The 23,358-nt window shown below is 47.3% G+C and carries 20 protein-coding genes; 6 read left to right on the top strand and 14 right to left on the bottom strand.

Annotated elements, in window-relative coordinates:
* Positions 1 to 13: 13 nt before the first annotated feature.
* The 3 genes from AMJAP_RS12550 to glyA all read right to left on the bottom strand — a co-directional run bounded on the left by AMJAP_RS12550 (position 14) and on the right by glyA (position 2,924).
* Positions 14 to 298, bottom strand: a complete 285-nt coding sequence (locus AMJAP_RS12550; protein ID WP_019620202.1) for a sarcosine oxidase subunit delta — start codon at positions 296 to 298, stop codon at positions 14 to 16.
* An 18-nt stretch (positions 299 to 316) separates the two neighbouring features.
* On the bottom strand, positions 317 to 1,570 hold the full coding sequence (locus AMJAP_RS12555; protein WP_019620201.1) for a sarcosine oxidase subunit beta family protein: 1,254 nt from the start codon (positions 1,568 to 1,570) through the stop codon (positions 317 to 319).
* A gap of 91 nt (positions 1,571 to 1,661) precedes the next feature.
* Entirely contained in the window at positions 1,662 to 2,924 is a 1,263-nt protein-coding gene (glyA, locus tag AMJAP_RS12560; protein WP_019620200.1) for a serine hydroxymethyltransferase, read from the bottom strand.
* An 894-nt stretch (positions 2,925 to 3,818) separates the two neighbouring features.
* On the opposite strand from glyA, the gene AMJAP_RS12565 reads away from it, so the two are divergent.
* Positions 3,819 to 4,859, top strand: a complete 1,041-nt coding sequence (locus AMJAP_RS12565) for a GlxA family transcriptional regulator (protein WP_019620199.1) — start codon at positions 3,819 to 3,821, stop codon at positions 4,857 to 4,859.
* Between the two features lie 223 nt (positions 4,860 to 5,082).
* On the opposite strand, the gene AMJAP_RS12570 is transcribed toward AMJAP_RS12565, so the two are convergent.
* Together AMJAP_RS12570 and AMJAP_RS12575 are read right to left on the bottom strand one after the other, a co-directional pair.
* Positions 5,083 to 7,554, bottom strand: a complete 2,472-nt coding sequence (locus AMJAP_RS12570; protein WP_019620198.1) for a toll/interleukin-1 receptor domain-containing protein — start codon at positions 7,552 to 7,554, stop codon at positions 5,083 to 5,085.
* A 405-nt stretch (positions 7,555 to 7,959) separates the two neighbouring features.
* Positions 7,960 to 8,265 (bottom strand): helix-turn-helix domain-containing protein, encoded by a 306-nt coding sequence (locus AMJAP_RS12575; protein WP_019620197.1) that lies wholly within the window; start codon positions 8,263 to 8,265, stop codon positions 7,960 to 7,962.
* Between the two features lie 382 nt (positions 8,266 to 8,647).
* Here AMJAP_RS12575 and AMJAP_RS12580 point away from each other — a divergent pair, with 382 nt between their 5' ends.
* Positions 8,648 to 9,709 carry an alpha/beta hydrolase gene (locus tag AMJAP_RS12580; protein WP_019620195.1) on the top strand — a complete coding sequence of 354 codons (1,062 nt, stop codon included), beginning with the start codon at positions 8,648 to 8,650 and terminating at the stop codon, positions 9,707 to 9,709.
* Between the two features lie 98 nt (positions 9,710 to 9,807).
* On the opposite strand, the gene AMJAP_RS12585 is transcribed toward AMJAP_RS12580, so the two are convergent.
* Genes AMJAP_RS12585 through hisI form a run of 4 tightly spaced genes read right to left on the bottom strand, consistent with a single transcriptional unit; the run spans position 9,808 to position 13,069 of the window.
* Positions 9,808 to 10,368, bottom strand: a complete 561-nt coding sequence (locus AMJAP_RS12585; protein ID WP_019620194.1) for an LbetaH domain-containing protein — start codon at positions 10,366 to 10,368, stop codon at positions 9,808 to 9,810.
* Positions 10,369 to 10,370: 2 nt separating this feature from the next.
* Positions 10,371 to 11,288 (bottom strand): GTP cyclohydrolase FolE2, encoded by a 918-nt coding sequence (folE2, locus tag AMJAP_RS12590; protein WP_019620193.1) that lies wholly within the window; start codon positions 11,286 to 11,288, stop codon positions 10,371 to 10,373.
* Positions 11,289 to 11,315: 27 nt separating this feature from the next.
* Positions 11,316 to 12,647, bottom strand: coding sequence for a dihydroorotase (locus tag AMJAP_RS12595; protein ID WP_019620192.1), 1,332 nt, complete (start codon positions 12,645 to 12,647; stop codon positions 11,316 to 11,318).
* Positions 12,648 to 12,649: 2 nt separating this feature from the next.
* A complete protein-coding gene (gene hisI, locus AMJAP_RS12600) occupies positions 12,650 to 13,069 on the bottom strand; it encodes a phosphoribosyl-AMP cyclohydrolase (RefSeq protein WP_019620191.1) in 420 nt (139 codons plus the stop codon).
* A gap of 632 nt (positions 13,070 to 13,701) precedes the next feature.
* Between hisI and AMJAP_RS12605 the strand changes: the two genes are divergently transcribed.
* A complete protein-coding gene (locus tag AMJAP_RS12605) occupies positions 13,702 to 14,601 on the top strand; it encodes a DMT family transporter (RefSeq protein WP_019620190.1) in 900 nt (299 codons plus the stop codon).
* 179 nt (positions 14,602 to 14,780) lie between these two features.
* Positions 14,781 to 14,969, top strand: coding sequence for a hypothetical protein (locus AMJAP_RS12610; protein ID WP_019620189.1), 189 nt, complete (start codon positions 14,781 to 14,783; stop codon positions 14,967 to 14,969).
* A gap of 172 nt (positions 14,970 to 15,141) precedes the next feature.
* Here AMJAP_RS12610 and AMJAP_RS12615 read toward each other — a convergent pair whose 3' ends face one another.
* Positions 15,142 to 16,248 (bottom strand): alcohol dehydrogenase family protein, encoded by a 1,107-nt coding sequence (locus AMJAP_RS12615; RefSeq protein ID WP_019620188.1) that lies wholly within the window; start codon positions 16,246 to 16,248, stop codon positions 15,142 to 15,144.
* Positions 16,249 to 16,433: 185 nt separating this feature from the next.
* Here AMJAP_RS12615 and AMJAP_RS12620 point away from each other — a divergent pair, with 185 nt between their 5' ends.
* On the top strand, positions 16,434 to 17,330 hold the full coding sequence (locus AMJAP_RS12620; RefSeq protein WP_019620187.1) for a LysR family transcriptional regulator: 897 nt from the start codon (positions 16,434 to 16,436) through the stop codon (positions 17,328 to 17,330).
* Positions 17,331 to 17,395: 65 nt separating this feature from the next.
* Here AMJAP_RS12620 and AMJAP_RS12625 read toward each other — a convergent pair whose 3' ends face one another.
* A complete protein-coding gene (locus AMJAP_RS12625; RefSeq protein WP_019620186.1) occupies positions 17,396 to 18,082 on the bottom strand; it encodes a 2-hydroxychromene-2-carboxylate isomerase in 687 nt (228 codons plus the stop codon).
* A gap of 76 nt (positions 18,083 to 18,158) precedes the next feature.
* On the bottom strand, positions 18,159 to 18,809 hold the full coding sequence (locus tag AMJAP_RS12630) for a YceH family protein (protein ID WP_019620185.1): 651 nt from the start codon (positions 18,807 to 18,809) through the stop codon (positions 18,159 to 18,161).
* Positions 18,810 to 18,982: 173 nt separating this feature from the next.
* On the opposite strand from AMJAP_RS12630, the gene AMJAP_RS12635 reads away from it, so the two are divergent.
* Positions 18,983 to 19,615 (top strand): MOSC domain-containing protein, encoded by a 633-nt coding sequence (locus AMJAP_RS12635; protein ID WP_019620184.1) that lies wholly within the window; start codon positions 18,983 to 18,985, stop codon positions 19,613 to 19,615.
* Between the two features lie 26 nt (positions 19,616 to 19,641).
* On the opposite strand, the gene AMJAP_RS12640 is transcribed toward AMJAP_RS12635, so the two are convergent.
* On the bottom strand, positions 19,642 to 21,603 hold the full coding sequence (locus AMJAP_RS12640; RefSeq protein WP_019620183.1) for a sigma-54-dependent Fis family transcriptional regulator: 1,962 nt from the start codon (positions 21,601 to 21,603) through the stop codon (positions 19,642 to 19,644).
* A gap of 302 nt (positions 21,604 to 21,905) precedes the next feature.
* On the bottom strand, positions 21,906 to 23,234 hold the full coding sequence (locus AMJAP_RS12645) for an alginate export family protein (protein ID WP_019620182.1): 1,329 nt from the start codon (positions 23,232 to 23,234) through the stop codon (positions 21,906 to 21,908).
* Positions 23,235 to 23,358: the final 124 nt, after the last annotated feature.

Below are 23,358 nucleotides of genomic sequence, written 5' to 3' on the forward strand. Positions count from 1 at the left end.
AATTCCGCTCCTTTTATTCAGCGACTACAGATGGCTGTTCGCCAATCTTGTAGACTTCTTTAATTTCGTAAGTCTGGGTGTTGCGAGTCATGTTAAAGAACTTGCGACAGCCGGCAGCATGAACCCATAGTTCGTGGTGAATGCCACGTGGGTTTTTACGGAAGAACATGTACTCGCCCCACTCTTTATCAGAGCAGGCTTCCGGATCTAAAGGACGCGGAATATGCGCCTGACCCGCTGCGTGAAATTCTTCTTCTTCTCGGTATTCCGCACAATGCGGGCAGTAGATATGAAACATGTTAGTCAGCCCCTTTTATTAGTGTGCTACGCCAGCGGCGCCGTGCTCATCAATCAGCGCGCCGTCGTGGAACCGGAACATAGAGAATGGCTCTGCCAGTGGGTGCATTTCACCCTTAGCCAGAGACGCTGCAAAAACATTACCTGCACCCGGAGTCGCCTTAAAGCCACCGGTACCCCAACCACAGTTGAAGAACAGATTCTTAACCGGTGTCTTACTGATGATCGGACAAGCATCAGGACAAGTATCAACAATACCGCCCCACTGACGGTTCATGCGTACCCGGCTGAACATTGGGAACAGCTCAACAATCGCCTGCACGGTGTGCTCAATGGTTGGGTAAGAACCCCGCTGACCGTAGCCGGTGTAACCGTCGATACCCGCACCAATTACCAGGTCGCCCTTATCGGACTGGCTGACATAACCGTGTACATGGTTAGACATAACCACCGTATCCAGAACCGGCTTAATGGGCTCAGATACCAGCGCCTGCAGCGGATGCGATTCCAGCGGCAGTTCAAAACCGGCCATCTTAGCGACAACCGCCGAGTTACCGGCAACAACAGAACCCACACGATCGGCCATAATATCGCCGTAACGGTTAGTCTTAACGCCAATAATCGTATCGTCTTCGATAATCAGATCTGTCACTTCGGTCTCTTGAATCAGATCAACACCGAAAGAGTCAGCACCCCGGGCAAAGCCCCAGGCGACCGCATCGTGACGGGCTACACCGCCGCGTGGCTGCCATGAAGCACCCATCACCGGGTAACGGCTGTTAGCTGAACAATCCATATGCGGTACGATCTCTTTGATCGACTGCGGATCCAGTACTTCACCATCGATACCGTTCAACCGGTTAGCGTTTACACGACGCTCGATATCACGCATATCCTGCAAGGTGTGACCCAGGTTCAATACACCGCGCTGGGAGAACATAACGTTGTAGTTCAGATCCTGAGACAGGCCTTCCCACAATTTCATCGCGTGCTCATACAGATGAGCAGACTCATCCCACAGGTAGTTAGAACGTACGATAGTCGTGTTACGGGCCGTGTTACCGCCACCCAGATAACCTTTTTCGATAACCGCTACGTTAGTGACACCGTGCTCTTTCGCCAGATAGTAAGCAGTCGCCAGACCGTGACCGCCGCCACCGATAATGATGACGTCATACTTCTTCTTTGGCGTAGGGTTACGCCAGGCGCGCTGCCAGTTCTCGTGATGAGTCAGACTGTGTTTGAACAGTCCGAAGCCTGAATAATGCTGCATAGGATCAGCTCCCGTAAGGGGCAACCCGCTCTGAAAGTATCTCTGTCAGAAGCGATGGTTGCCAGGTGTTCAATTAGAGTTAAGAATCAAATTACTTGTAAACAGGGTAGTCAGCACACAGCGCAACAACCTGCTGCTTCACTTCAGTAATCTTCGCTTCCAGTGCTTCTGGCTGATTCAGCACATCCAGCAGATCAGCGATCCAGCCTGCCAGTGTACGGCAATGCTCTTCTTTGAAACCACGAGTCGTGATAACCGGAGAACCGATACGCAGACCTGAAGTGACAAACGGAGACTGTGGGTCACCCGGTACAGCGTTCTTGTTTACAGTGATGTTTGCACGACCCAGCGCCGCATCAGCATCTTTACCTGTCAGACCCTGCTTGATCAGGCTGAGCAGGAACAGGTGGTTCTTAGTACCGCCGGATACAATCTCGAAACCACGTTCGATCAGCACTTCAGCCATCGCGCTGGCGTTCTTAACAACCTGCGACTGGTACTCTTTGAATTCAGGATCCAGCGCTTCTTTAAACGCAACCGCTTTAGCAGCGATAACGTGCATCAGAGGACCACCCTGACCGCCGGGGAAGACAGCAGAGTTCAGTTTCTTTTCCAGCTCGTTATCACGGGAAAGGATCAGACCACCCCGTGGACCACGCAGCGTCTTGTGTGTTGTCGTTGTTGCAACATCAGCGAAAGGAACCGGGTTCGGATACAGGCCTGCAGCAACCAGACCGGCAACGTGTGCCATATCAACGAACAGGTAAGCGCCAACTTTGTCAGCAATCTCGCGGAAACGCGCCCAGTCAACAATCTGAGAATAAGCAGAGAAACCCGCAACGATCATCTTCGGCTTATGCTCTACCGCCAGACGCTCTACTTCTTCGTAATCGATCTCACCGGTCGCTTCATTCAGACCGTACTGAACAGCGTTATAGATCTTGCCGGAAAAGTTTACGTGAGAACCGTGAGTCAGGTGACCACCGTGTGCCAGGCTCATACCCAGAACAGTATCGCCCGGTGCGCACAGCGCCATGTATACCGCTGCGTTTGCCTGAGAACCAGAGTGTGGCTGTACGTTTGCGTATTCAGCACCAAACAACTCTTTAGCACGATCCAGCGCCAGTTGCTCAACAACGTCAACGTATTCACAACCACCGTAGTAACGCTTTTCAGGATAACCTTCAGCATATTTGTTAGTCAGCGCGGTACCTTGCGCCTGCATGACACGTGGACTGGTGTAGTTCTCAGAAGCGATCAGTTCGATATGTTCTTCCTGGCGAACTTCCTCTTTACCTATCGCGGCCCACAGAACGTCATCATATCCCTGGATCTGGTCTTCTTTCGTAAACATCTATACCTCCACGCCAAGCCAACTAAGGCGAGCAAAAATCAATTTTTAGTTATTGTAGGTGGGTTAGATACGTAAACTCTTTTACGCACTAAACACCGTTTGGGAAGTAAAGCCGGTATGGCCAAACCTGCTCTGCAGCAGTGTTTGCCCTTCCCTGTCATGCCTGAACATATCCCATAAGACCGATAGTAACGGCTCACCGGCACAGCGCTATGCTCGAACACGCCTCGGGAATGTCCATTTACGACAGGGCATAAAAACTAAAAAATAAAGTCGCAACGACGACAGTCGTCAGAACGGAAAGTTTCGCTTTTCTCCTAGACGTGACTACGTCACTCGCTAGTGGCTAGACGGAAAACTGCGTTTTCCTTGCTAGAAAAAACGTAAAAGCCTTCTTTTCACGCTTATATATCAACCCAGTAATGACTCCGTAAGGTTCGGCTAGCACGGAAGCATTTCCCCTTCTATGCAGCCGAGCATTGGAGTTTATAAACAGGTCAAGCGAGGACCGTCTGAGCGGGCGAAGCCCGTGAGTTTATAGACGCAAACGTCTACCCTTCGGGCCAGCTAAAGCTGTTCAGGCAAAGCCTGTCGCAGCGCTGTTTATAAACGAAACGCACAGGGAAGTTGGCGCAGCCAACCAAGCAGCGGGCGACGGCTTTAGATTGTTAAGACCTTTGCCGTTCAAAGGTCCCCTTTTTTTTACAAGAGTGCTTAGCGAAAGCGGAACAAAAAGTTAAGCAATCCTACCGATAACTATTTAAAAACCAGAACAAGATTCACTTATCCCGTTGTTACAAGATAATGCCTATCTGATGATGAGAAACTCAGGTGCTAGAATTGAGACCAGATGCAGGCTATAGTCCGCACAAATAAGACAGGGCGCAGGCAGTAATGGCCAATATTCAAAAAAAACGTGATTTCAGTTCAACCATGCGTAGCAGTAACAGCCAGTTCCTGCCGTCAGATCACGCGCCGGAACGTCCTGTTAAAGTAGGTTTTGTCTTATTAGAACATTTCTCACTGATGGCCTTTACCGCCGCCGTCGATACGCTGGTTACGGCAAATCTTGTCCGTACGGCGCCGCTGTTCGAGCACATCACCCTGGGGGTCGATTCGCGCAAAGCCTTAAGTGATCTGGGTATTGAGATCGCCACCAATGCCACCCTGGAACACTTCGCTATCGAGCATCGCGGCAGTATCGATATCCTCATCGTCTGTGGCGGTTTCCGCTGTGAACTCAATCAAAATTCAAAACTTACCGAAACACTCAAGGCCGCAGATAAGCTGGGATTAACCCTGGGGGGGATATGGAACGGCAGTATCGCTATCGCCCATGCGGGTCTGCTTAATGATCAGCCCTGTGCAGCCCACCCCGATAACCACGCCTTTATCCGCGAACAGTTTCCCTTAGTGCAATTGGCTGATACCGCCTTAGTCATGGCGGATAAACGCGCCTCCTGTGCGGGCCCCGTCAGCGCTCTGCAGATGATGCTAACGCTGGTCGATCAGTATTATGGTGAAGATACCACACGAGCGATTCGTGAAATTCTCAGCTGTGATCAGGTCGCCGAGAGTGGCGGAAAAATGAAGCTACAGGCCGGGGATAATCCAACACACCCGGAAAACCTTCGCTCATTCATGCAGCTGATGAACAACAATATTGAAGAGCCCTTAACCCTGGAAGAACTGGCTGCGCATGTTGGGATATCCCGCCGTCAGATGGAAAGACTCTTTCAAACACATCTTGAAACCAGCCCTTCTCGCTACTATTTAGAGCTGCGGATCACCCATGCCCGCCGACTACTGCTGCAAACCAATGAAAGCATCACCAATGTCGCCCTGGCGAGTGGGTTTGTCAGCACCAGTCACTTTTCGAATTGTTATAAAGATTACTTTGGCGTATCGCCGACGGCTGCAAGGGCTAAGAAATAAGGGCCGTCGCTCGTTGATCGAACGCAGCAAGCTGCTTGCTCGTTGCTCGCAAGGGCCTTCTTAATGTTGCGTGGATATGGGGCTGGAATTGGTGCCTTCGTAAGGTTGATTTATGGGGCCAGAACTAATTTTATTCTGACCCCATTTATCTTTTGAGTCATAACGCCCGAATTTTCACCTGTTTTGGAGCGCAGCGGAAAACCAGTCCGACAACATGCGCTTGTTATGACTTTTCTTTAGCGCATTCCCTGATGCTTCGTATTATTCTATCTTTACTTTCTTGAGGGTATCTAGATAGATCCTTTTCAATTACTTTAATAGCATCTGTAATATTACCATTGAGAGCAAAAACATAGGACTCGTATTTATTAAATGTCCTTGAGGATACGTTTTTTCTCTTCCTAATATTCCGAAGCCTTAAAACACCTTCAGTAAGTAGTTCAATGTTTTTGTACTTAATCGCCAAGTCACACATTGCTAATAAGGGATAGTGGTTGTCTGGCCGCATATCTACACAGTCACCTATCTTATCCAGGGCCTCCACCTCTTTTCCTTCTACTTTAGCTAGAAACACGGCTTCTGATATATCAGCTATTTCATTAGATTGTTCTGAATCGATAATTCTCAAGTTTTCTATCAGGCTTTTCAATGTGGAAGCATGCTTTTGGGCATTCTCAGAGTTCACGAGGCAGTTGAAATACGCCTGAGTATGAAATTGATTACCTCTATGCCCTTCATAGTTATTCTTTGCATAACCTAAAGCCAGATCATATTCTTCAAGCTGAACATAAATTTGCACAATTTCGCGCTTAGCTCGATCACTAACATATTTGGCATCAACAATAATTTCAAATTTCTCCAAGGCTTCCTTCAGGCGACCGCTAAGCCTGTAGTAGAAACCTAACAGGAAAGTATGCTCGTCACCCTTTATATTCTGAACTTCCGAGAGCATTCTGCGATTTTTCTTTTTGGCCAAGGCTAGGCACAAGTAGTATCTAATGTCTTGTAGAACTCGATACTCAAGAGACTTTTCTTTCTGAAGAATTATATCAGCCAGTTCAATTATTCTATCTAAGTTCCCCTTACTGTAATAAAGGTCCTTCATGCAACGAAGGTAATGTGAGGGTATTAATAACTTCTCATCAATTTCGATATTATTTTTAAGGGCTTCCTTTAGTGTAAATATATACTCTGATGAATCCCTTTCGAAAACATCATCGGAATCGACTATTAACTTAACTTGACTCTGAATCACCTCCAAAACTTCTTCTTTTAACTTAATTCTATTTCTCTTAATATAGTCGCGAACTATATCGTTAAGGCGAATAATTTCCCCATCGAGGCCAATTAACTCAACTATGTGTTCAGCAGCCAATCTTTCCAGAATAGGATAATATTTCTCCTCTGAAACTAAAGAAAAAATAAAATCTGAACTAATAACCTCAAACTGCGCCAAAAGCCTAATAAAATCTAGAACATCTTCTTTATTCTCGTACTTATTAAGAAGAATGGATGCTTTATCAGTATTGAATTCAGAAATTGTTGGTATTTTATCTATTATCTTGGTCGCCGGATCATCTTTTAATACATCAACAGCAAACATTGCCTGATCTGGAAACCCTGACAATAAGGCAGATATGTCTTCAAAGCTTACTTTATCAAGACTAACTTCATACAACTCCAAGAGCTGCTTAAACAGCCGTTTTCTTTCATTGGAGTTAAGCTCATTTAACTCTACAAAATAGAAACTTTCATTTCTTGGTCTGTTTTTAAAGTTGACATTGTACCTTGATGATATACAAAAAATTGGAAATCCGTTCTTTTTATAAGAATCAACAACCTCTACAAACCAGTCTGATACGCACCTTTCATAATTTACTATGCAGCCATCGTCCACAAGATAAATCAACTCTTTTGAGTTGTAAGCCGAGTCCATTACTTTGTGTATGATCTGTATTTTTTCTTCCATCGTTTTATCAGCTAATGAAAAAATATTTTTATCGAGATCAACCAAACCAAGGTCATTAATTTTCAAAATGAAATCTTCAATCGAAACATTTCTATCAAGAAGTATTGAGGAGGGTTTATTGGAACACTCTGTAATATTTGTTTTATATAATGCTCTGTGAAGAAATGTTCGTCTTCCTACGCCAGAAAATCCAGAGACTATTATTGTTGTAGGTTTTTCTTTATCAAAGTCATGAATTCTCTCTTCAAATTTTTCTTGATGATCGTTCCTTCCAACGAATATAGTATTTCTCTTTTTAAGCTGAGGATGTTTCGACCAACTAAGCTCTCTTAATTTATTGTGAATTCTTTTAGATGCAACTTGCGCTCGTTTAATAGGCTTTAGATTATAGTTATCTCTTAGCCAGTCAGGAATACGAACATCCTCATAGGTTAGCCTGTCATCAATAATAATAGGGAATATCTTATTTAAGCTTTCATCATCTAAACGAATCTTAGCTTCAACGACTTCCCTTTGAACCCAAGACGATGATAATGCACTTTCAGATAGAAAAATCACAAAAATGCTCGAATTATCCAACCCTTTGAGTATTTCATCCAATGGCTTTTCACCTTCTTCGAAGGTGAACTCATCATAAATTATATTATCTTTACCCAGCCATTTCGCGACATTTCTTACATATCCGTCTTTGTCTTTACTTGAGTGTGATAAAAAAGCCTTGATCATTTATATCTCCGGTTAAAATGGCTGGCTGAGTCATGACAATTTATTGTACGGCCTTACAAGGTTACAAAACTTGCTCACTTATATCGCAAGGTATCAATCAGCTGTCAAGCGTAAAATTCAGAGAAAAGCTTTCAATAAGCTACTTCATTCTCGTCCACTGAAAATGAGTAAACTCATTTGATCAGTTGCACAGTCTTTGTTGCTTGTGACTGCGCGTATCCTTTGACTTGATAATGCCTTATCAATGAGTGCTGGGCAACTGGTCTGAAAAGGGATTTATCCATTGATAGGCAATATAGGTTAGATGTGGCCTTTTACGTTTTTGCTAGCCACGAGCAAGTTGCGAAGCAACGTCTAGCTAGCTTAACTTGTTCAGCGATCGAGCAACTGAGCGAAGCGATTCGTCTAAGCGAGAATCTCTATGCCTTTCTGATCTACCATATTCAGCAGTTTTAGCGAGGGAGCGCTGGGCTTTTTCTGACCTTGTTCCCATTTCTGTACCGTTGATTTGGTGGTGTTAAGGTAGGCGGCAAATACGCCCTGGCTGGCTTTGTTTCTTTTACGGATTTGCTGGATTTCCAGAGCACTGTAATTCTTCACTGGCGGCAGGCATAAAGCATCAAATTCACGCAGGGTTATCTCGTCCATTACCCCTGCATCATTGAGGTCTTTTACACCCTCATGTACTACTTCTAAAATTGATTTATCCACTACCTTTTACCTCGATCAATGCGCCTGCTTTAACTGCCCATTTATTAAACGCCCCGCTCTTGAATATTCGCATAATCATCCTTCCTGCTTTCAAGTAAGGAGCTGAATAAAGCATAGCGCTTAGTGCTATATATAAAAATCTGCCCCTCACTTGTACAAAAAGGGAAGTTATTTAGACCCGTCTTACCTTACGAAGGTACAACTTTGCTAGTATAGGCAAGTATTTAAAGAAGGCTTTAGGTTTTTTCTAGCTACTAGCAAGTCGCGAAGCGACGTCTGGCGAGTCGAACTTGTTCGACGTTCTAGCCCAGCTTCAAGCTATACACTTCAATATATTAAGTACTTGGTCTTTCTGTACGACCAATACAACAACGGGACTTTTATGCTCTGGTTTACCCTGTTTATCATCCTCTCGCTGATCGCGCTTTGGGCTTTCATTAAGGTCGCTGTCACCGGTGAAGATCTGTCGCAATATGACACGCCGGTTGAGCCGCTGTTTTACGATAAGCCAGCTTCGCCACCCCACTTTGAGCTTGAGAAGCAGTTCACTAATGTCGACCCTGCCTTTGCCAAGCTATCAAAACAGCAGCAGTTACTGGCCATGCGTAAAGCGATGGATAAAGCTGGTCTGAGAGGCACAACCACGGCTAACTTCGTCAGCGCTGATACCGCCCCGGTTGAGGGGGAATGGGTGATGGCCCCGGACGCAGACCCGGATAAGCGGTTGCTCTATATTCACGGGGGTGGCTTTATGATGGGCAGCCCACAAAGTCACCGCATCATCACCAGCAAGCTGGCCGAGATCACGGGTGCGGCAGTGTTTGCGGTTAACTACCGGAAGATACCTGAGAATGCCCGCCTTGAGGGTGTTGAAGACTGTCAGGATATCTATCGCTGGTTGCTGAATAACGGTCCGCAAGGCGAGAAACCTGCCGGACAGCTCCTGCTTGTTGGCGATTCTGCCGGGGCCAGTCTGGCTTTCTGTCTGCTGGCCTGGATTCGCGATAACCAGTTACTAGCACCTGCTGCCGCTGTGGCACTCTGCCCGACAACGGACAGCACAGTTTCCAGCCCTAGCATCATCAACAACTTAAACCGCGATGTGATGCTACAAAGCTTCTTTAAACCGATGGTTAAAGTCCCCAAAACCATGCTGTTATTAACTGGCTGGATCAGTGCCCGGGTGCGGCCCAGTGACCCTGTTATATCACCGATTCACGGCGACCTCGCCGGACTCCCCCCACTGCTGATACAAGCCAGTGATACTGAATGCCTGATCGATGATGCCCGGCGCTATACCAATAAAGCACGTCTGGCGGGTAACGAGGTCACGTTGCAAATATGGCAGGAGATGATGCACGACTGGCACCTGTTTGAACCTGAATTAGATGAAGCTAAAGATGCTTTTGAGCAGATCAGACTATTTTTGGACAAACATAGTTAATCGGTCTTGGACTTGGGGCTAAGCCCCTTACCAATTAGAGTAAAGCCCCGTCTGGCCAGCCGCAAAGCAGCGGTCTGGCCACTTTTTCGGCAAAACTGTTAAAGCTCGTTAGCCAGTTTCTTATACCCTTCCACCAGCCAGTGATTGGCGGCCACGACCGACTCGGAAAACGAGGAATAATCCGGTGGCACCTGTTCAATAGCGCTAAGATCAAACTCCGGCCCGATATTGGTCATCGGCGGCACATGCATCTGCGGCGGCAGGTCCAACCCATCGATAACACAGTTGTGGCGGATAACAGAGCCATTATGGATATGCGAGCGGAACACCACGCTGTTAAAGCCGATAAACACATCATCCCCCACTTCACAGGGACCATGAATAATTGAACGATGGGCAATGGATGTCCGCTGCCCTATGGTCACCGCAGCACCAGATTTAGAGTGGATCACCACACCATCCTGAATATTGGAATCACGCCCGATAATAATCGGTTCCATATTGCCTTCAGCATCCACTTCGTCCGCCCGGATAACCGCATAGGGTCCAACGAATACATTATCTTCAATAACAACCCGACCACAGATGATTGCCGTCGGATCAATAAAGGCTTTTTCAGAAACAACAGGACTAAACCCTGATGGATTTTTACGTAGCATGCTCAGCTTCCCCTGTTGTATTTCTGATCGATGACGACCGCATTGTGCGCATGCAGGCTTTCCTGATGCTCCACCTTAAACCAGTAATCAGTTATCTGTTCCATCCCCTCAAGACGGGTTTTAATGCGCCGTGCAGCATCTTCACAGAACATCAGGTTTTCAGCATTCAGGCGTGCAAATTCCTGCTCATCACTACGCTTCACTGCTGTCTGCACCGGTGTACCCAGCGCTTGTTCAAAACCATCAATAAGCTCAGGCAATTCAGGAAAAGTCTGATCAGCTAATTGCAACTTCAGGTAAGCATAGGAGCGCTGACTGTGGGGTGTGGCGATGGAGCCTGCCTCAGACTGGATCCATTGTAAGAGCGCCTGTTTATCTATCGAAGCCCCTGCAAACTGACGGTCAACCGCCTCACCATATAACTGGCGTGATAAGGATGCCGAGCAGGGACAGGTGCTGGAATAAGGGAGGGTAAGTTCTAGTTGGATACTCAGGCGGCCATTATGATGTTCAGCATTTAAGGCGACCGGATAGGATTGATACCCCTGTTCGTTGCTCTGCAGGGAATCCCGTTGCAACAGCAGATCAAACTTAAGGTTAAGCCGTGCACTCTGACTGATACCCTCCTGGGACTCCACCATAAAGGACAATAACTGCGCTACCGAATTCAGGCTCAGGGGTTCGTTCGCCAAATGACGATTCATCTGCAGGTAGAGCCGTGACATATGAATACCCTTTACATCGGGGCGGTCCAGACTGACATAGAGATCGGCCTGTGCACTGACCGGTAACGGGCTGCCATCAGCAAGGTTTAGCTTTATCGGTAAAGCGATACCTTCCATTCCCACCCATTGCAGCATCAGAGAGTGTGAAGCCGAATGCTGGGATGCCACATCCGGAAGCGGTTTTATATTTTGCATAGTTATCTTGTCGTAAGTGAGAAAAAATCAGTGAGCGAAATTAAGTGGCATGGCAGCCGGCTCTGAGCTCAGCTGATAGCCATCAAACACCTGTGTTCCATTGACCCATGTTGAGAGAATCCGGGAGCTGAAGCGGTGACCATCAAAAGGCGACCAACCGCAGAGATAACGATTTGAAGCCGGACTCACAGCAGTGCTGCCTTCAGGATCGATCAATACCAGATCGGCAAAATATCCCTCGCGTAGAAAACCCCGCTCAGCAATGCCATAGCGTATCGCCGGATTGTGAGCGGTTTTTTCGACTACTTGTAGCAGGGTCAGTTGTTTGTTTTTCACATGATCAAGCATACTCAGCAGTGCATGTTCCACCAGAGGTAAACCCGCTGGGGCCTGCATATAATCCTGCTGCTTTTCAGTCCAGGTGTGGGGCGCATGATCTGTCGCGACAATATCGATTTGCCCGGTATGCAATGCCTGGATCAGGGCGGCCCGGTCACTGGCAGATTTTACTGCCGGATTACACTTAATCAGGTTTCCCTTCGTTGGATAATCCTGATCACTGAACCAGAGATGGTGAACGCAAGCCTCGGCAGTAATCGATTTACCAGCCACCGGCCCTGGGTCAAACAGGCAGAGTTCTTGCTCAGACGTGATATGTAAAACATGCAACTGACTCTGGTATTTCTTTGCTAACGCGACGGCGTAGGAAGAGGATGCATAACAAGCCTCTGCAGACCGGATGATCGGGTGATCTTTAATGGTTGGTTCGATACCAGCCAAACGATAGTCATTGAGATTACGTTGAATAATCGGTCCGCTCTCGCAATGAGTCACTATCAATACCGGGCTATCACGGAAGATTGCCTCCAGTACCGCTGGTGCTTCGACCAACAGGTCCCCGGTAGATGCGCCCATAAAGACTTTTACACCGCAATGCTGAGATGGATCCAGGCGTTTAATTTCTTCCAGGTTATCCAGCGTCGCCCCCAGATAGAACGCATAGTTTGCCACTGAGTGCCGCTCTGCCAACTGGTACTTCTGCTCCAGTGCAGCCAGCGTCGTTGTGGAAGGGTCTACATTGGGCATCTCCATAAAGCTGGTTATCCCGCCAGCAACGGCTGCGCGGGATTCACTGGCAATCGTTCCCTTATGGGTCATACCCGGCTCACGGAAATGAACCTGATCATCAATCATTCCTGGTAGTAACCAACAACCTTCGGCTTCAATAATATGATCATTGCCAGTCGCAGAAATTTCAGCGGCAATCTGATCAATTCTCTGACCACAAATCCGTACATCTGCAACAAACGCCTCGCCCTCATTAAATAGCCGGGCATGCTTTATCAGTGTTGTCTTCATCACTAAGAGGCTTCTCCAATCACGACTACCTCGCCCTGCTCCGGTTTCACGGCCAGATAGAAGCAACTTGGACGGCCGGTGTGACACGCCGCACCCTGCTGATTCACCTGACAGAGAATAACATCGCCATCACAGTCGAAAGACATACTCACCAACGTCTGCGTATGACCACTGGTCGCGCCCTTTTCCCAAAAACAGTTACGGCTGCGGGACCAATACACCATGCGCCCGGTTGCCAGGGTTCTATCCAGCGCCGTACTGTTCATCCAGGCCTGCATCAATACAGCCTTACTGCTGACATCTTGCGCTATCACAGGAATCAATCCCTGTTCATTAAAACTGAGGTTCTCCACCACCTCAGCCAAAGGTAGCCTGTCGTTATGAGCGCTGTTTTCGATACTCTGAAAAAACGCCTTAGCCATTAGATGGTATCTCCTACTTTTAACCTTGATTCAATGATTAGCTACTTATTCTTTTGAGCAACTTCAACGAAAAAAGATGTTATAACATAACAATTTCATAATAAAGCAGAATCAGGAATATAAGCTCATGTCGTAATCAAAGATTAATTGCGTATATCTAGCCGCTAATAAGTGACGAAGTCACGTCTGGCTATTTAGTAAAGCGCTTTAAACAAAGCGCTTTGTGTGAAGCGCTTCTTTATAAACTATCCTGACCTTCTTCGATTGCTACTTCGATATCTTCCATTTCTTCGTTAGACAGCATAATTTCACCTTTTTATCACACGTTAAGTCATTGAAAAATGTAATGCCTGACATACGGCATTCATTCTCAACCTATCAATAATTTCAGGCAGAACAATACGAGAAAGCCTGAGTCAAAAACATGCCCTCAAAAGGGCAGAGTTATTGAGACTCTGGCTACGATAACGTTGGCGGCAAAAAAGAGCATTCTTCAGTCAGTACTGACCACCAGAGTCTCATTAATTGTCTATTTAAGCCCTTCTATGCATTGATCACGACATCTTCACCGGATGTGCTTGTCTCGCCATAAATTAGCTATTAGCGTGCCTGTTTTATCAGGAGTAGTAGCGATGACTATATCTGCAACATCGATCGCTGATCAGCTAACACTGGACCGGCAGCATTATATTGGCGGCTGCGTTCTCGTCCTGATATCTGCTGTCTGCTATGGCCTGCAACCTTTCTTCGCTTTTTTCGCCTATAACGATGGCACCAACACCACCGGGCTGCTTTTGTCCCGCTTCTGTATCTCTTCGGTCGTCTTACTGGGTTGGCTTAAACTTCGTGGTATCTCGCTGCCAAAGCCCAAGCTATTCATTCAGAACCTAGCCATTGGTGCTGGCTATGCCGGTGCAGGCCTGGGTTATTACAACGCAAGTCAAAGCGCTTCGTTTAGTCTCGCGGTTATATTAATGTTTTCCTTTCCGGCTTTTGTCACACTGTTTGCCATACTCTTTCTCAAGGAGAAACTAACCCGGCTAAGGGTAACAAGCCTCACCTTAGCGATCAGCGGCGTGATATTTGCGGCTGGAATAGATTTGAAAGGCGATATCACCGGTATCTTGTGGGCGCTATTTGCGGCCCTCAGTTACGGCTCTGCCATCATTTATGCGTCACACCAGGCTAAACCAGAGAACCCGATCGCCAGTGCAGCTGTGATTATGATAGCGGGCAGCCTGATCTTTATCGTGGTTGCACAGTTCCACCACATCACCATGCCCCAAACAGCTACTGGCTGGAGTGCCGTTATCGGGCTGGCACTATTCGCCACACTGGCTCCTCTTGCCACTTTCATCAGTGGTGCGCATCGTATTGGAGCGGCCAACGCCTCTACTCTGTCAACGATGGAGCCTGTTGTGGCTGTCGTCATTGCCGTATCACTGTTAGGCGAGCCGCTTAGCTGGACGACCATCACCGGTGGCGTTATGGTCGTATGCGCTGCACTATTGCTCGTCCGTCAAAAGCGCTGATCATCGCTTTAAATAATTTATTCGAGTAACAGCCTTCAGATTGGTTAACTCTCAACTACGAGGGTTAAAAGAGAAAATCTGGCCTTTATATACAGTATGTTCTGGTTATTTATTAACCAATTCAATAATCCTTTCCTATACTGTTTATCCCTGAGATAAAAAGTACAGCGAGAGAAAAGATGAAAGCCCTGCGTTTGCGAAACGTTCCAAAGCCACCGCCAGCCCATGAAACCCACGAAACAATTCACAGCCAAACCAGTCAGTTTCTGCAACAGGGCGGCAGGATTACCGTGCTACCTTCAGGCTACAGCGGTATTCCACGAATGCAGGGGCCTCAACAAAGATCCGGCAAAAAGCTACTGCTCTGATAAGCCTTTTGATCCCGGTAAACAAAGCTCGCCAAAACCAGAGACACCAGTATCAGTTGCGTTCCTGTCCAGAGTTGATTCAAGGCTGGTCAGACTCTGCCAAGCGATTCGATAAGGCTATCCGTTAATTGGTAACGGCCGGTGGAACATTGAAGCGTCAATAATTCTCATATTACTTATCCTCCGGCGGTAGCAATATCAACTTACCGATGAATTGCTTAGCCATAAATACTTGCTGCGCTTCACCTATCTCGCACAGGGGAAATTCTTGTGACACCAGCGGTTTAATCTCTCCCCGTTCGATATAGCCGATCAGGTTTTCAAAAACATGACGAGGTTGATAGGTGCAGCCGAAAAAACTCAGGTCTTTCAGGTACAGAGTCCGAACATCCATCTCGACCAACGGACCACCAATAGCACCGGCAACGGTATAGCGACCACCACGGCACAACAGGTCCGGGAGTTGCGGCCACTGTTCCCCGGCAACCAGATCGATGACTACATCCACGGCATCAGGTCCCAGCTCTGATAGTAAATCAGAGCCCCGCGGGATTACCCTGTCAGCCCCCAATTCACTAATCTGTTGCATCTTTTCTTCACCACAGACTGCGATGACGTTTGCACCCCGTCGTTTCACCAACTGAATAGCGGCTGACCCCACACCACCGGATGCCCCCGTAATCAGAACCGTTTCTCCGGCCCGAACATTAACCCGATCGATCATATTCTCGGCGGTAGAATATGCGCAGGGAAATGAAGCCAGCTGTGCATCAGTAAGATCACTCTCCACTCTCAGCACCTCATTACTGCGAGCGATCGCATATTGAGCAAAACCACCATCACATTCAGAACCGTAAGTGCTGCATTGATACTTTCTTACACTGCCAAATGCCTCCTGCATAGGCCTGACTAATATTCGCTCTCCCACCCGATCAGGGCTGACATTTTCACCCACTGAAACTATCTCACCGCAGCAATCCGCGCCCTGAATACGGGGTAATTGTAATGGCACTCCAGACCAGCTGGCATCGTCATCGACCTTTGAACCAAAGCCATCTGTTGCACCGGCATTAGTATCTTCTTTCACTTTCTTTGAATACCAACCGATCCGGGTATTGATATCAGTATTATTAACCGCACTGGCACCAACCCGGATTAGTACCTCATCTGCTTTTGGCTCAGGCACCGGCAGGTCAGTTTTATACTGCAGCATTTCCAGACCACCATGACCCGTGAGAGCCACCCCTGACATTTGCTTTAGTGTTTCAGAAACAGACATACAACGCTCCATAGCTGGGAAGGGAGCTTCCCGATAATTTATCCCGGTTATCTGATAGTCGTTTATAGTCAGTAGCCAGGTACTTGCCTGTTAGATTAAAAAAAAGGCATACTTCAGGCAAACGAATATTAATTAAGCACTGATTTAGATTTTCTAAATTGAGTTTAGTATTCACGGAGCCTCTTTTGAAACAGATACTCGACCTTGAACTGCTACGCACCTTTGTTATGGTGGCCCGTACCGGTGAACTAAAAAAAGCTGCGCTGAAAGTGTATCGTTCCCAGGGAGCGGTCAGTATGCAAATCAAAAAGCTGGAAGAGCTCACCGGTAACTGCCTGCTTGAGCGGAGTAATAGGGGCATCCGTCTGACTGAAGCTGGCCAGACCCTGCTCAGTTACAGTGAACAACTACTGAAACTCAGCAGTGCAGCCCTGGCAGCACTTAGTGATACAGACCTGGCCGGAAAACTCAGCTTTGGAATTCCGACCGATTACGCCCAGAGTTTTCTGAGTTTTTTCATGCCAATACTCGCCACCGAGCTGCCTAACCTCGAAGCTCGTATTATCTGTGATCGCAGTCGCAACCTTAGGGAGTTGATCTCTGCAGGGGAACTGGATATTGCCATTGTTGCAGGCGAATCCGAACATTCTGATGAGACTCTGCTGTGGAGCGAAAGACTGTTATGGGTGGCACCCAGCAGTGCCAGGCTGGAAGAACAATCACCACTGCCCATAGCGATGTATGAAGATAGTTGTATTGTGCGGGATCTTTGTCTGACACAGCTAAAAACATCAGGCCAACCCTATCGGATAGTATTCGGCAGCCCGGTATTGGACAATATCGTTACCGCTGTAGAAGAAGGCTTTGCCATATCCCTGTTGCCAGAATCACTATTACCCGGTCATAAGACACGAACGCTGCCTACCGATATATTACATAGTAATCTGGTCATGCGTATGAATATGATCAGCTCACCGGGCATTGATACGCCGATCTTAAGAAGAGTTTCAGAATGCTTTCAACAAGCGTCGATAAGCCAACAAAAAATAGCCGATAAGTCTGTCAGCCCTGTCAAAAATTAATCAGGCCAAAAACGAGCTTTACTGTAAATTAGCATCTGAGCGTATCGCGCTCTGCCAATCTCTTTCTAACCCGCCTCTGACTTACGTTGTACAAAAGATTTACGGTCGATACCCCGATGCCGGGCAAGCATTTTTTCAACTCGTTCGGCATCAAGCGGGTCCTTGCCCTGCAGATAGAGTTCAATGTGCTCCAGCTGATCATTTCCCCAGAACAGTTCATCCTCAATAATAAAGGTCGGCACACCAAACACATCACGACTGATCGCTGCTTCAGTTACCTTTTTGAGCCCGGCTTTAATCTCGGGGAATTCAATCGCAGCCAGTAACGCGGCACTGTCCAGTTGCAGGTTATCCAAAATCTCAGCCAGGGTATTCCGGCAAGACAGATCAGCCCCTTTTGACCAGCCCGCCTCAAAAATAGCGCTGATGACGCGATGCTGATCTTTACCGCTCACCTCTGGCAACGATAAACGCAACGCCGGTAGCGGATTATAGGGATGACAGGCCGGGGGGTTAAACTCAAAATTATGCAGTTTTGCGTAACGATCACAGTACTTATACAGCGCCGTTTTCTTAGGCCGAACTTCCGCTGGCCCCAGCTGCCCCCAGTGATCTAACAACTTACCAAACACCACCGGATGCGCGTTCAGGACAATATCATAACGATCACAGAGCTCATGAATTTTACGCCAACTGAAATAGGCATACGGCGAGATGTAATCAAAGTAGAAATCCAGGCTGCGAGCAGGCATATATGTTCCTCAGTATCAAACAGGCTGAACGCAGTCTGACACTGAGGTGAGCTGTTTGTCTATTATGAAAAAGCCTTTATTCGCCCAGCTTTTCCTGCAAATCAGCGATGATTTTTTCTAATTCGGTGACCCGCTTTTCCAATGCGATAATCGCATCATTGGCGGCACTAGCGCGCGGGACAGGCGGACTATAGTCAGATGGATCAGCCGCTTCTACTTCGCCGCTAAAGAGATGCGCGTAACGAGATTCCCGCTTTCCCGGCTCCCGAGGCATGCGTACCACTAGCGGAAACTCTTCCCGTTCACTCATTTTCTGTAGCACCGACTCCGTCTCATGGACATCACCAAAGCCACACAAACGATTAGTACGACTGCGCAGTTCTCCCGGGGTCTGCGGCCCCCGCAAGAACAGCGTGCAAACAATAGCCAGTTCCTGCTCACTCAGCTTCAACTCAGAAAATTCAGTATTACAGAAACGATGTTTATACTTTTGCACCCGACTACCAAAGCTTCCCTCTTCACGGATCAGATGTTTCTTATTCAATTCATCGAGCACTTCCTGTACTTCCGTTTGAGACAGACTCATGACCGGATCACGATTACTTTTCTGATTACAGGCAGTGGTGAGGGCGTTAAGGGTGAGAGGGTATTGATCCGGGGTTGTAACCTCTTTCTCTATGAGACAACCAATGACCCGTGTTTGCAAAAGACTCAGTTCCATATCCATGCTCTACCTCTGTAAAAAACAATTAACGCTTTCATAAGGTTACCCTATTTTTTACAAATGGCACCCTAATTTAATCGGGCAGATGCAATTTTAATTAGTTCCAACGGAGAATAGTTATTTGTATAGCTCCCTCCTACACTGGTGATATCGTTTACCTAAATGGGGTAATAAAAATGAATATTAATTCCGCTCAGATTGAAGGTATATACATCGGTCAATTGGCAACAATCGGCCCCGATAAAACCTCAACCGGGATATATAAAGTGTTCTCTGAGCAGCAACATGAAGTTACCGAGCTTGGGCTCAGCGGTGATATTCAGGTAGACAAACGGGTACACGGAGGGACTGAGAAAGCGATCTATCATTACCCCGCCGAACATTACGCTCTCTTCAAACAAGCCCTGCCCCACCTGAGCGATAGCTTTGTACCGGGATCTATCGGTGAAAACATATCCACCCATGGTTTATTAGATTCCGAGGTTCATATTGGCGATACCTTTCGCCTCGGTAGTGCGATAGTACAGGTATCCCAGCCCCGCCGTCCCTGCTGGAAAATCAATCAAAAATACGGCAATGCTCATATAGCCCCTTTTATAATGTCGGAAGCGATCTCAGGCTGGTATTACCGTGTTTTGGAGACCGGCCAGTTGAAAACCGGGGATTCGATTGAATTTTTAGCGAGACTGGATAACAGCGTACCGGTAGCCGATATCTGGCAGATTTTTATGGAACGACTGGAAAGAAAAGACGGCAAAGAGCCTATTCCAAAAATCCCAGGGCTTTCAGATGAGTGGCGTTTCGAATAATAAACAGCCCTGAATTAAGTACAGACTCACTCTTCAATTTGCTTTAGTTTTCGATACAGCGTTGCGCGGCTGATACCTAACTCGTTAGCGGTTGCCGAAATATTACCCTCGTTCTCTTCCAATACCTGCTGAATAGTTAGCAGCTCACTGTTTTTCAAAGTGCCGCAAGCTTGATTGGGGGGAATACTTCCCTGAGAAAGCCCGCTCTTACTGTTGAGTTCTTCCAAGAAATCATCGCTGATATGACAACTATCTATTTGTACTTCATCGGGTTCCATAAAGGCGATAGCTACTCTCAATATAGTTTCAAGCTGACGAATATTTCCCGGCCAGTTATAGGCTAGGAGTTGCTTCATCATATCCGGAGCAATGTCGATCTGACGTCCATCTGGCGTCAACTGGTGAAGAAAGTAACGGATAAAATCTTTCTTGTCCGTACGATCCCGAAATGAGGGGATTCGCAGGCAAACACCATTGAGGCGGTAGTATAGATCTTCCCGAAAAAGACCTTCAGCAACTAATGCCTTCAGATCCCGGTGGGATGCGCAGATAACGGCAATGTCCAGAGCAATCTCGTCACCACCACCCAGCGGAGCTATTATCCGCTCCTGCAAGACACGCAGTAATCGGGCTTGAAGAGCCAGTGGCATATCGCCGATTTCATCCAGAAAAAGGGTACCGTTCTGAGCTTGTTCCAGCCGCCCGATCATTCCGCCTTTACGGGAGCCCGTAAAAGCACCTTCACGATAGCCAAACAATTCCGACTCAATCAAGCCTTCAGGGATAGAGGCACAGTTAACAGCAATAAAAGGACCGCTACTACGCCGGCTATCCAGGTGTAGTGATTTGGCCATGACCTCTTTACCCGTGCCGGTTTCCCCCTGAATCAATACTGGCAGCTCATGGGCAAGCGCCCGGCTTCCCATCCTCACGCCCTTTTGTAAACGAGGATCCTGACCGGCTAGTTCATTCAACGGCGGTGCATTTAACGGTACCGGAGCTAGCTTATTACGGCTCGGTTTTAGTGGCGCTTTATAAGAGGTTGGAAGGCTATTCGGAAAGTGCAGCAGTTCACAGTAGAAATCACCACCGCGGGTACGCAGTTCTCCCCTTCCTTTACGATGGAGAGCAGTAAGCAAGGCTTCAGGACGAACGCCGAATAACTCTTCGAGATTGCGCCCAACCAGCTGTGAACGCTTACGGTTAAGTAGCTGGCAAATCTGTTCATTTGCCGCATGAATATGCCCATCCAGCTCCAGTGCTAATAAACCTTGCCACGAGGAACGTAGATATTCTGGCCGGCTGTGCACACTGAGCACAATGTGCTGTTGGAACTGTCCACTGAACATCCGGTTTTCAATTGAACGGACGGCCTGTTGAACCAGGCTGAGATTAGGCGGCAGATCACGATTATCGGTCGGTGACGTCAGATCAAGAACTCCCAGCAACTCCCCTTTAGGGTCGGTAATGGGCGCAGAACAGCAGGAGAGGTATCCAATTGAATCAAGAAAATGTTCATTACCGCGAATCATCTGAGGGGAACAATTAACAATTGCGGTGCCCGGACCATTAGTTCCGCGAAGCTCTTCACCCCAGTTAGCCCCCGGTTCCAGAGCATAACGGGTAGCGGAATCCAGATTCTGCGTTTCCCCTTTTATTTTAAGAATAGTGGCTGACTCATCGGTCAGCATAACCAGTCCACCGTCCGGTCTGAAATAGTCGACTAGTTGTTTGATTTCAGGATGTGCAGCTTCGATCAGCCCTCGATTTTTGTCCCTGAGGTCATCGATACGATCTCGTGAGAGATTTTCAAGATCCAATGGAGACTCGCAGTTAAGTCCGGCATTTACACTACGCAACCAGGAATCTTCGATTTCACTACGCAACACACCACTAGGAACCTCGCCCTCTTCAATAAGACGATTACGGGCATCCTTGACCAGGTTAACAGGGTCAGCGAAGTGAGTAGAATCTGTCGACTTCTTCATTATGCTGATCACTCACTATTTTTAACTGAAGGCTTTAAATACAGGCAATCTATTTTTTACCGCATCAGTGTGATTATAGCAATCCAATAGATTTCACCCTTTTTACCCAAAAAATATGTCTGAAACAAAAAAACCACGGCACCGGAAACCAGGCCGTGGAAAGCGATATAAGAAGAAGATAAGAACAGGCCTTAGAGCGCACCAGACTCATTCATACCTTCTCAAGAAGGCCGTGAAAACCACCTTATATCGCAGCTGAAGGAGCAGGACCTTCCTTACAAAAAAAGTTAATTAATCCCTATTTAGTAGAAATACATCAATACGGCTTGCAGATATAAATTGGCATCATCATTACCCTGATTAGCGATAACATTCGTACCATCAGGCTTGTAATAACCCACCATCGGGCTGAAGACAAAATTGTCATTGATTGACCAGAGTGCATACAGGTCTACCTCAGTTCCCGCCAGGTCTGCAGCATCATCTTCCGTTCCGAAATCCCAGTACTGCAAACCAACACTCAAATCATCACGAGGCTGAACCATCAGTTCTATACGATCAACAGTGTTGCCGCTGTTAGCAGGGCCGGCATAGTTTGACGCCACTTCACCCTGAAACCAGGTACCAAATCCTCGAGTGAAACCAAAAAACAGCGGATCAAACGCTTCATTATCGGTGGTTGAACTGTCATCTCCGGAGAACTTCGCATGACGGTAGTTAACGGTGGGTGACCAGGGCAGATCGGCAAAAGTCCAGCCCGCTTCCGCATACCAGGCATTACCCTCATTCTTAACGGCAGTATCGCCACCGGTTTGATCTACATATTCAAATGACAAAAATAAGTTTTCAACGCCCATACTGCCCTGACCGCGCAGGCTAACAATATCCATACCCTTGCGCTGATCCCAGAGACCGAAGCCCGCCCCCTGATCCACATCCAGCACAGACATATAGCTCAGTCCCAAAGTACCTTTTGCGTCATCGACTAACTCAAGATTAACACCGGCAAGCTCAGTATCCTGATGATATGGATTATCAGACTGCAACCAAAACAGATCACCCCGCAGAGCACCGTCGGGATCGACTTTAAGTACAGCGGTTTTATCAAAGCTTTTCTGACCTGCCAGATAATATGCACCACCCCGGTCAACATCGACTCCCGGAATCCCCATATCACCCAGACTTATTGCATCACCAGCAATGATGAAGCCATCGCCCAGAGTAAACTGCTGACGACCAACAGACAGATCAAACATGCCGTTACTGCTCTGCCAACCGACAAATGCGTTCTCAAGCTTCAGTTCGCTCTCATTACCTGAGGTGTATCCACCGGCATCGCCATCACCACCGGTACCCAGAGCGATCACTCCCAGGCCACCGTAAACGGATCCATGAGACGTTGAATTCCGCCCAACCAGGTCGCCTTTTATATAGCCTTCCTGCCAATTATTACCGCCATCAACACCGGTATAGTTTTCATCGGTAGAGAAAACCCCGACCATACTCTCAACATTAAACTCCAGAGACTTTCCGTCCTGATCATAGACCGGTGCGGCCTGGGCGACTGCAGCAGTCATAAGCGCAGAAGCAAGTACGGTAAATTTACAGAACATCGTGTTATTTTTTTTCATGCTCAAACTCCATAAAACTCGATAGAAAATTATGCTTAAAACTTTATAACGTCATTCTTTGGGCAAAAGTCCCCCCGACAGCTTCATCAGAAGCTGCCTGAAGGACAGTGAGCCAATTAGAGAG

Source organism: Amphritea japonica ATCC BAA-1530 (genome assembly GCF_016592435.1).
GTDB classification, from domain to species: Bacteria; Pseudomonadota; Gammaproteobacteria; order Pseudomonadales; family Balneatricaceae; genus Amphritea; species Amphritea japonica.

Excerpts from the sequence above, each read along its gene's own strand:
- hisI (WP_019620191.1), bottom strand. The coding sequence starts at position 13,069 with ATGGCTAAGGCGTTTTTTCAGAGTATCGAAAACAGCGCTCATAACGAC.
- AMJAP_RS12645 (WP_019620182.1), bottom strand. The coding sequence starts at position 23,234 with ATGAAAAAAAATAACACGATGTTCTGTAAATTTACCGTACTTGCTTCT.
- AMJAP_RS12615 (WP_019620188.1), bottom strand. The coding sequence starts at position 16,248 with ATGTCTGTTTCTGAAACACTAAAGCAAATGTCAGGGGTGGCTCTCACG.
- AMJAP_RS12565 (WP_019620199.1), top strand. The coding sequence starts at position 3,819 with ATGGCCAATATTCAAAAAAAACGTGATTTCAGTTCAACCATGCGTAGC.
- AMJAP_RS12585 (WP_019620194.1), bottom strand. The coding sequence starts at position 10,368 with ATGCTACGTAAAAATCCATCAGGGTTTAGTCCTGTTGTTTCTGAAAAA.
- AMJAP_RS12570 (WP_019620198.1), bottom strand. The coding sequence starts at position 7,554 with ATGATCAAGGCTTTTTTATCACACTCAAGTAAAGACAAAGACGGATAT.
- AMJAP_RS12610 (WP_019620189.1), top strand. The coding sequence starts at position 14,781 with ATGAAAGCCCTGCGTTTGCGAAACGTTCCAAAGCCACCGCCAGCCCAT.
- folE2 (WP_019620193.1), bottom strand. The coding sequence starts at position 11,288 with ATGCAAAATATAAAACCGCTTCCGGATGTGGCATCCCAGCATTCGGCT.
- AMJAP_RS12630 (WP_019620185.1), bottom strand. The coding sequence starts at position 18,809 with ATGGATATGGAACTGAGTCTTTTGCAAACACGGGTCATTGGTTGTCTC.
- glyA (WP_019620200.1), bottom strand. The coding sequence starts at position 2,924 with ATGTTTACGAAAGAAGACCAGATCCAGGGATATGATGACGTTCTGTGG.
- AMJAP_RS12550 (WP_019620202.1), bottom strand. The coding sequence starts at position 298 with ATGTTTCATATCTACTGCCCGCATTGTGCGGAATACCGAGAAGAAGAA.
- AMJAP_RS12555 (WP_019620201.1), bottom strand. The coding sequence starts at position 1,570 with ATGCAGCATTATTCAGGCTTCGGACTGTTCAAACACAGTCTGACTCAT.
- AMJAP_RS12635 (WP_019620184.1), top strand. The coding sequence starts at position 18,983 with ATGAATATTAATTCCGCTCAGATTGAAGGTATATACATCGGTCAATTG.
- AMJAP_RS12605 (WP_019620190.1), top strand. The coding sequence starts at position 13,702 with ATGACTATATCTGCAACATCGATCGCTGATCAGCTAACACTGGACCGG.
- AMJAP_RS12625 (WP_019620186.1), bottom strand. The coding sequence starts at position 18,082 with ATGCCTGCTCGCAGCCTGGATTTCTACTTTGATTACATCTCGCCGTAT.
- AMJAP_RS12580 (WP_019620195.1), top strand. The coding sequence starts at position 8,648 with ATGCTCTGGTTTACCCTGTTTATCATCCTCTCGCTGATCGCGCTTTGG.
- AMJAP_RS12640 (WP_019620183.1), bottom strand. The coding sequence starts at position 21,603 with ATGAAGAAGTCGACAGATTCTACTCACTTCGCTGACCCTGTTAACCTG.
- AMJAP_RS12595 (WP_019620192.1), bottom strand. The coding sequence starts at position 12,647 with ATGAAGACAACACTGATAAAGCATGCCCGGCTATTTAATGAGGGCGAG.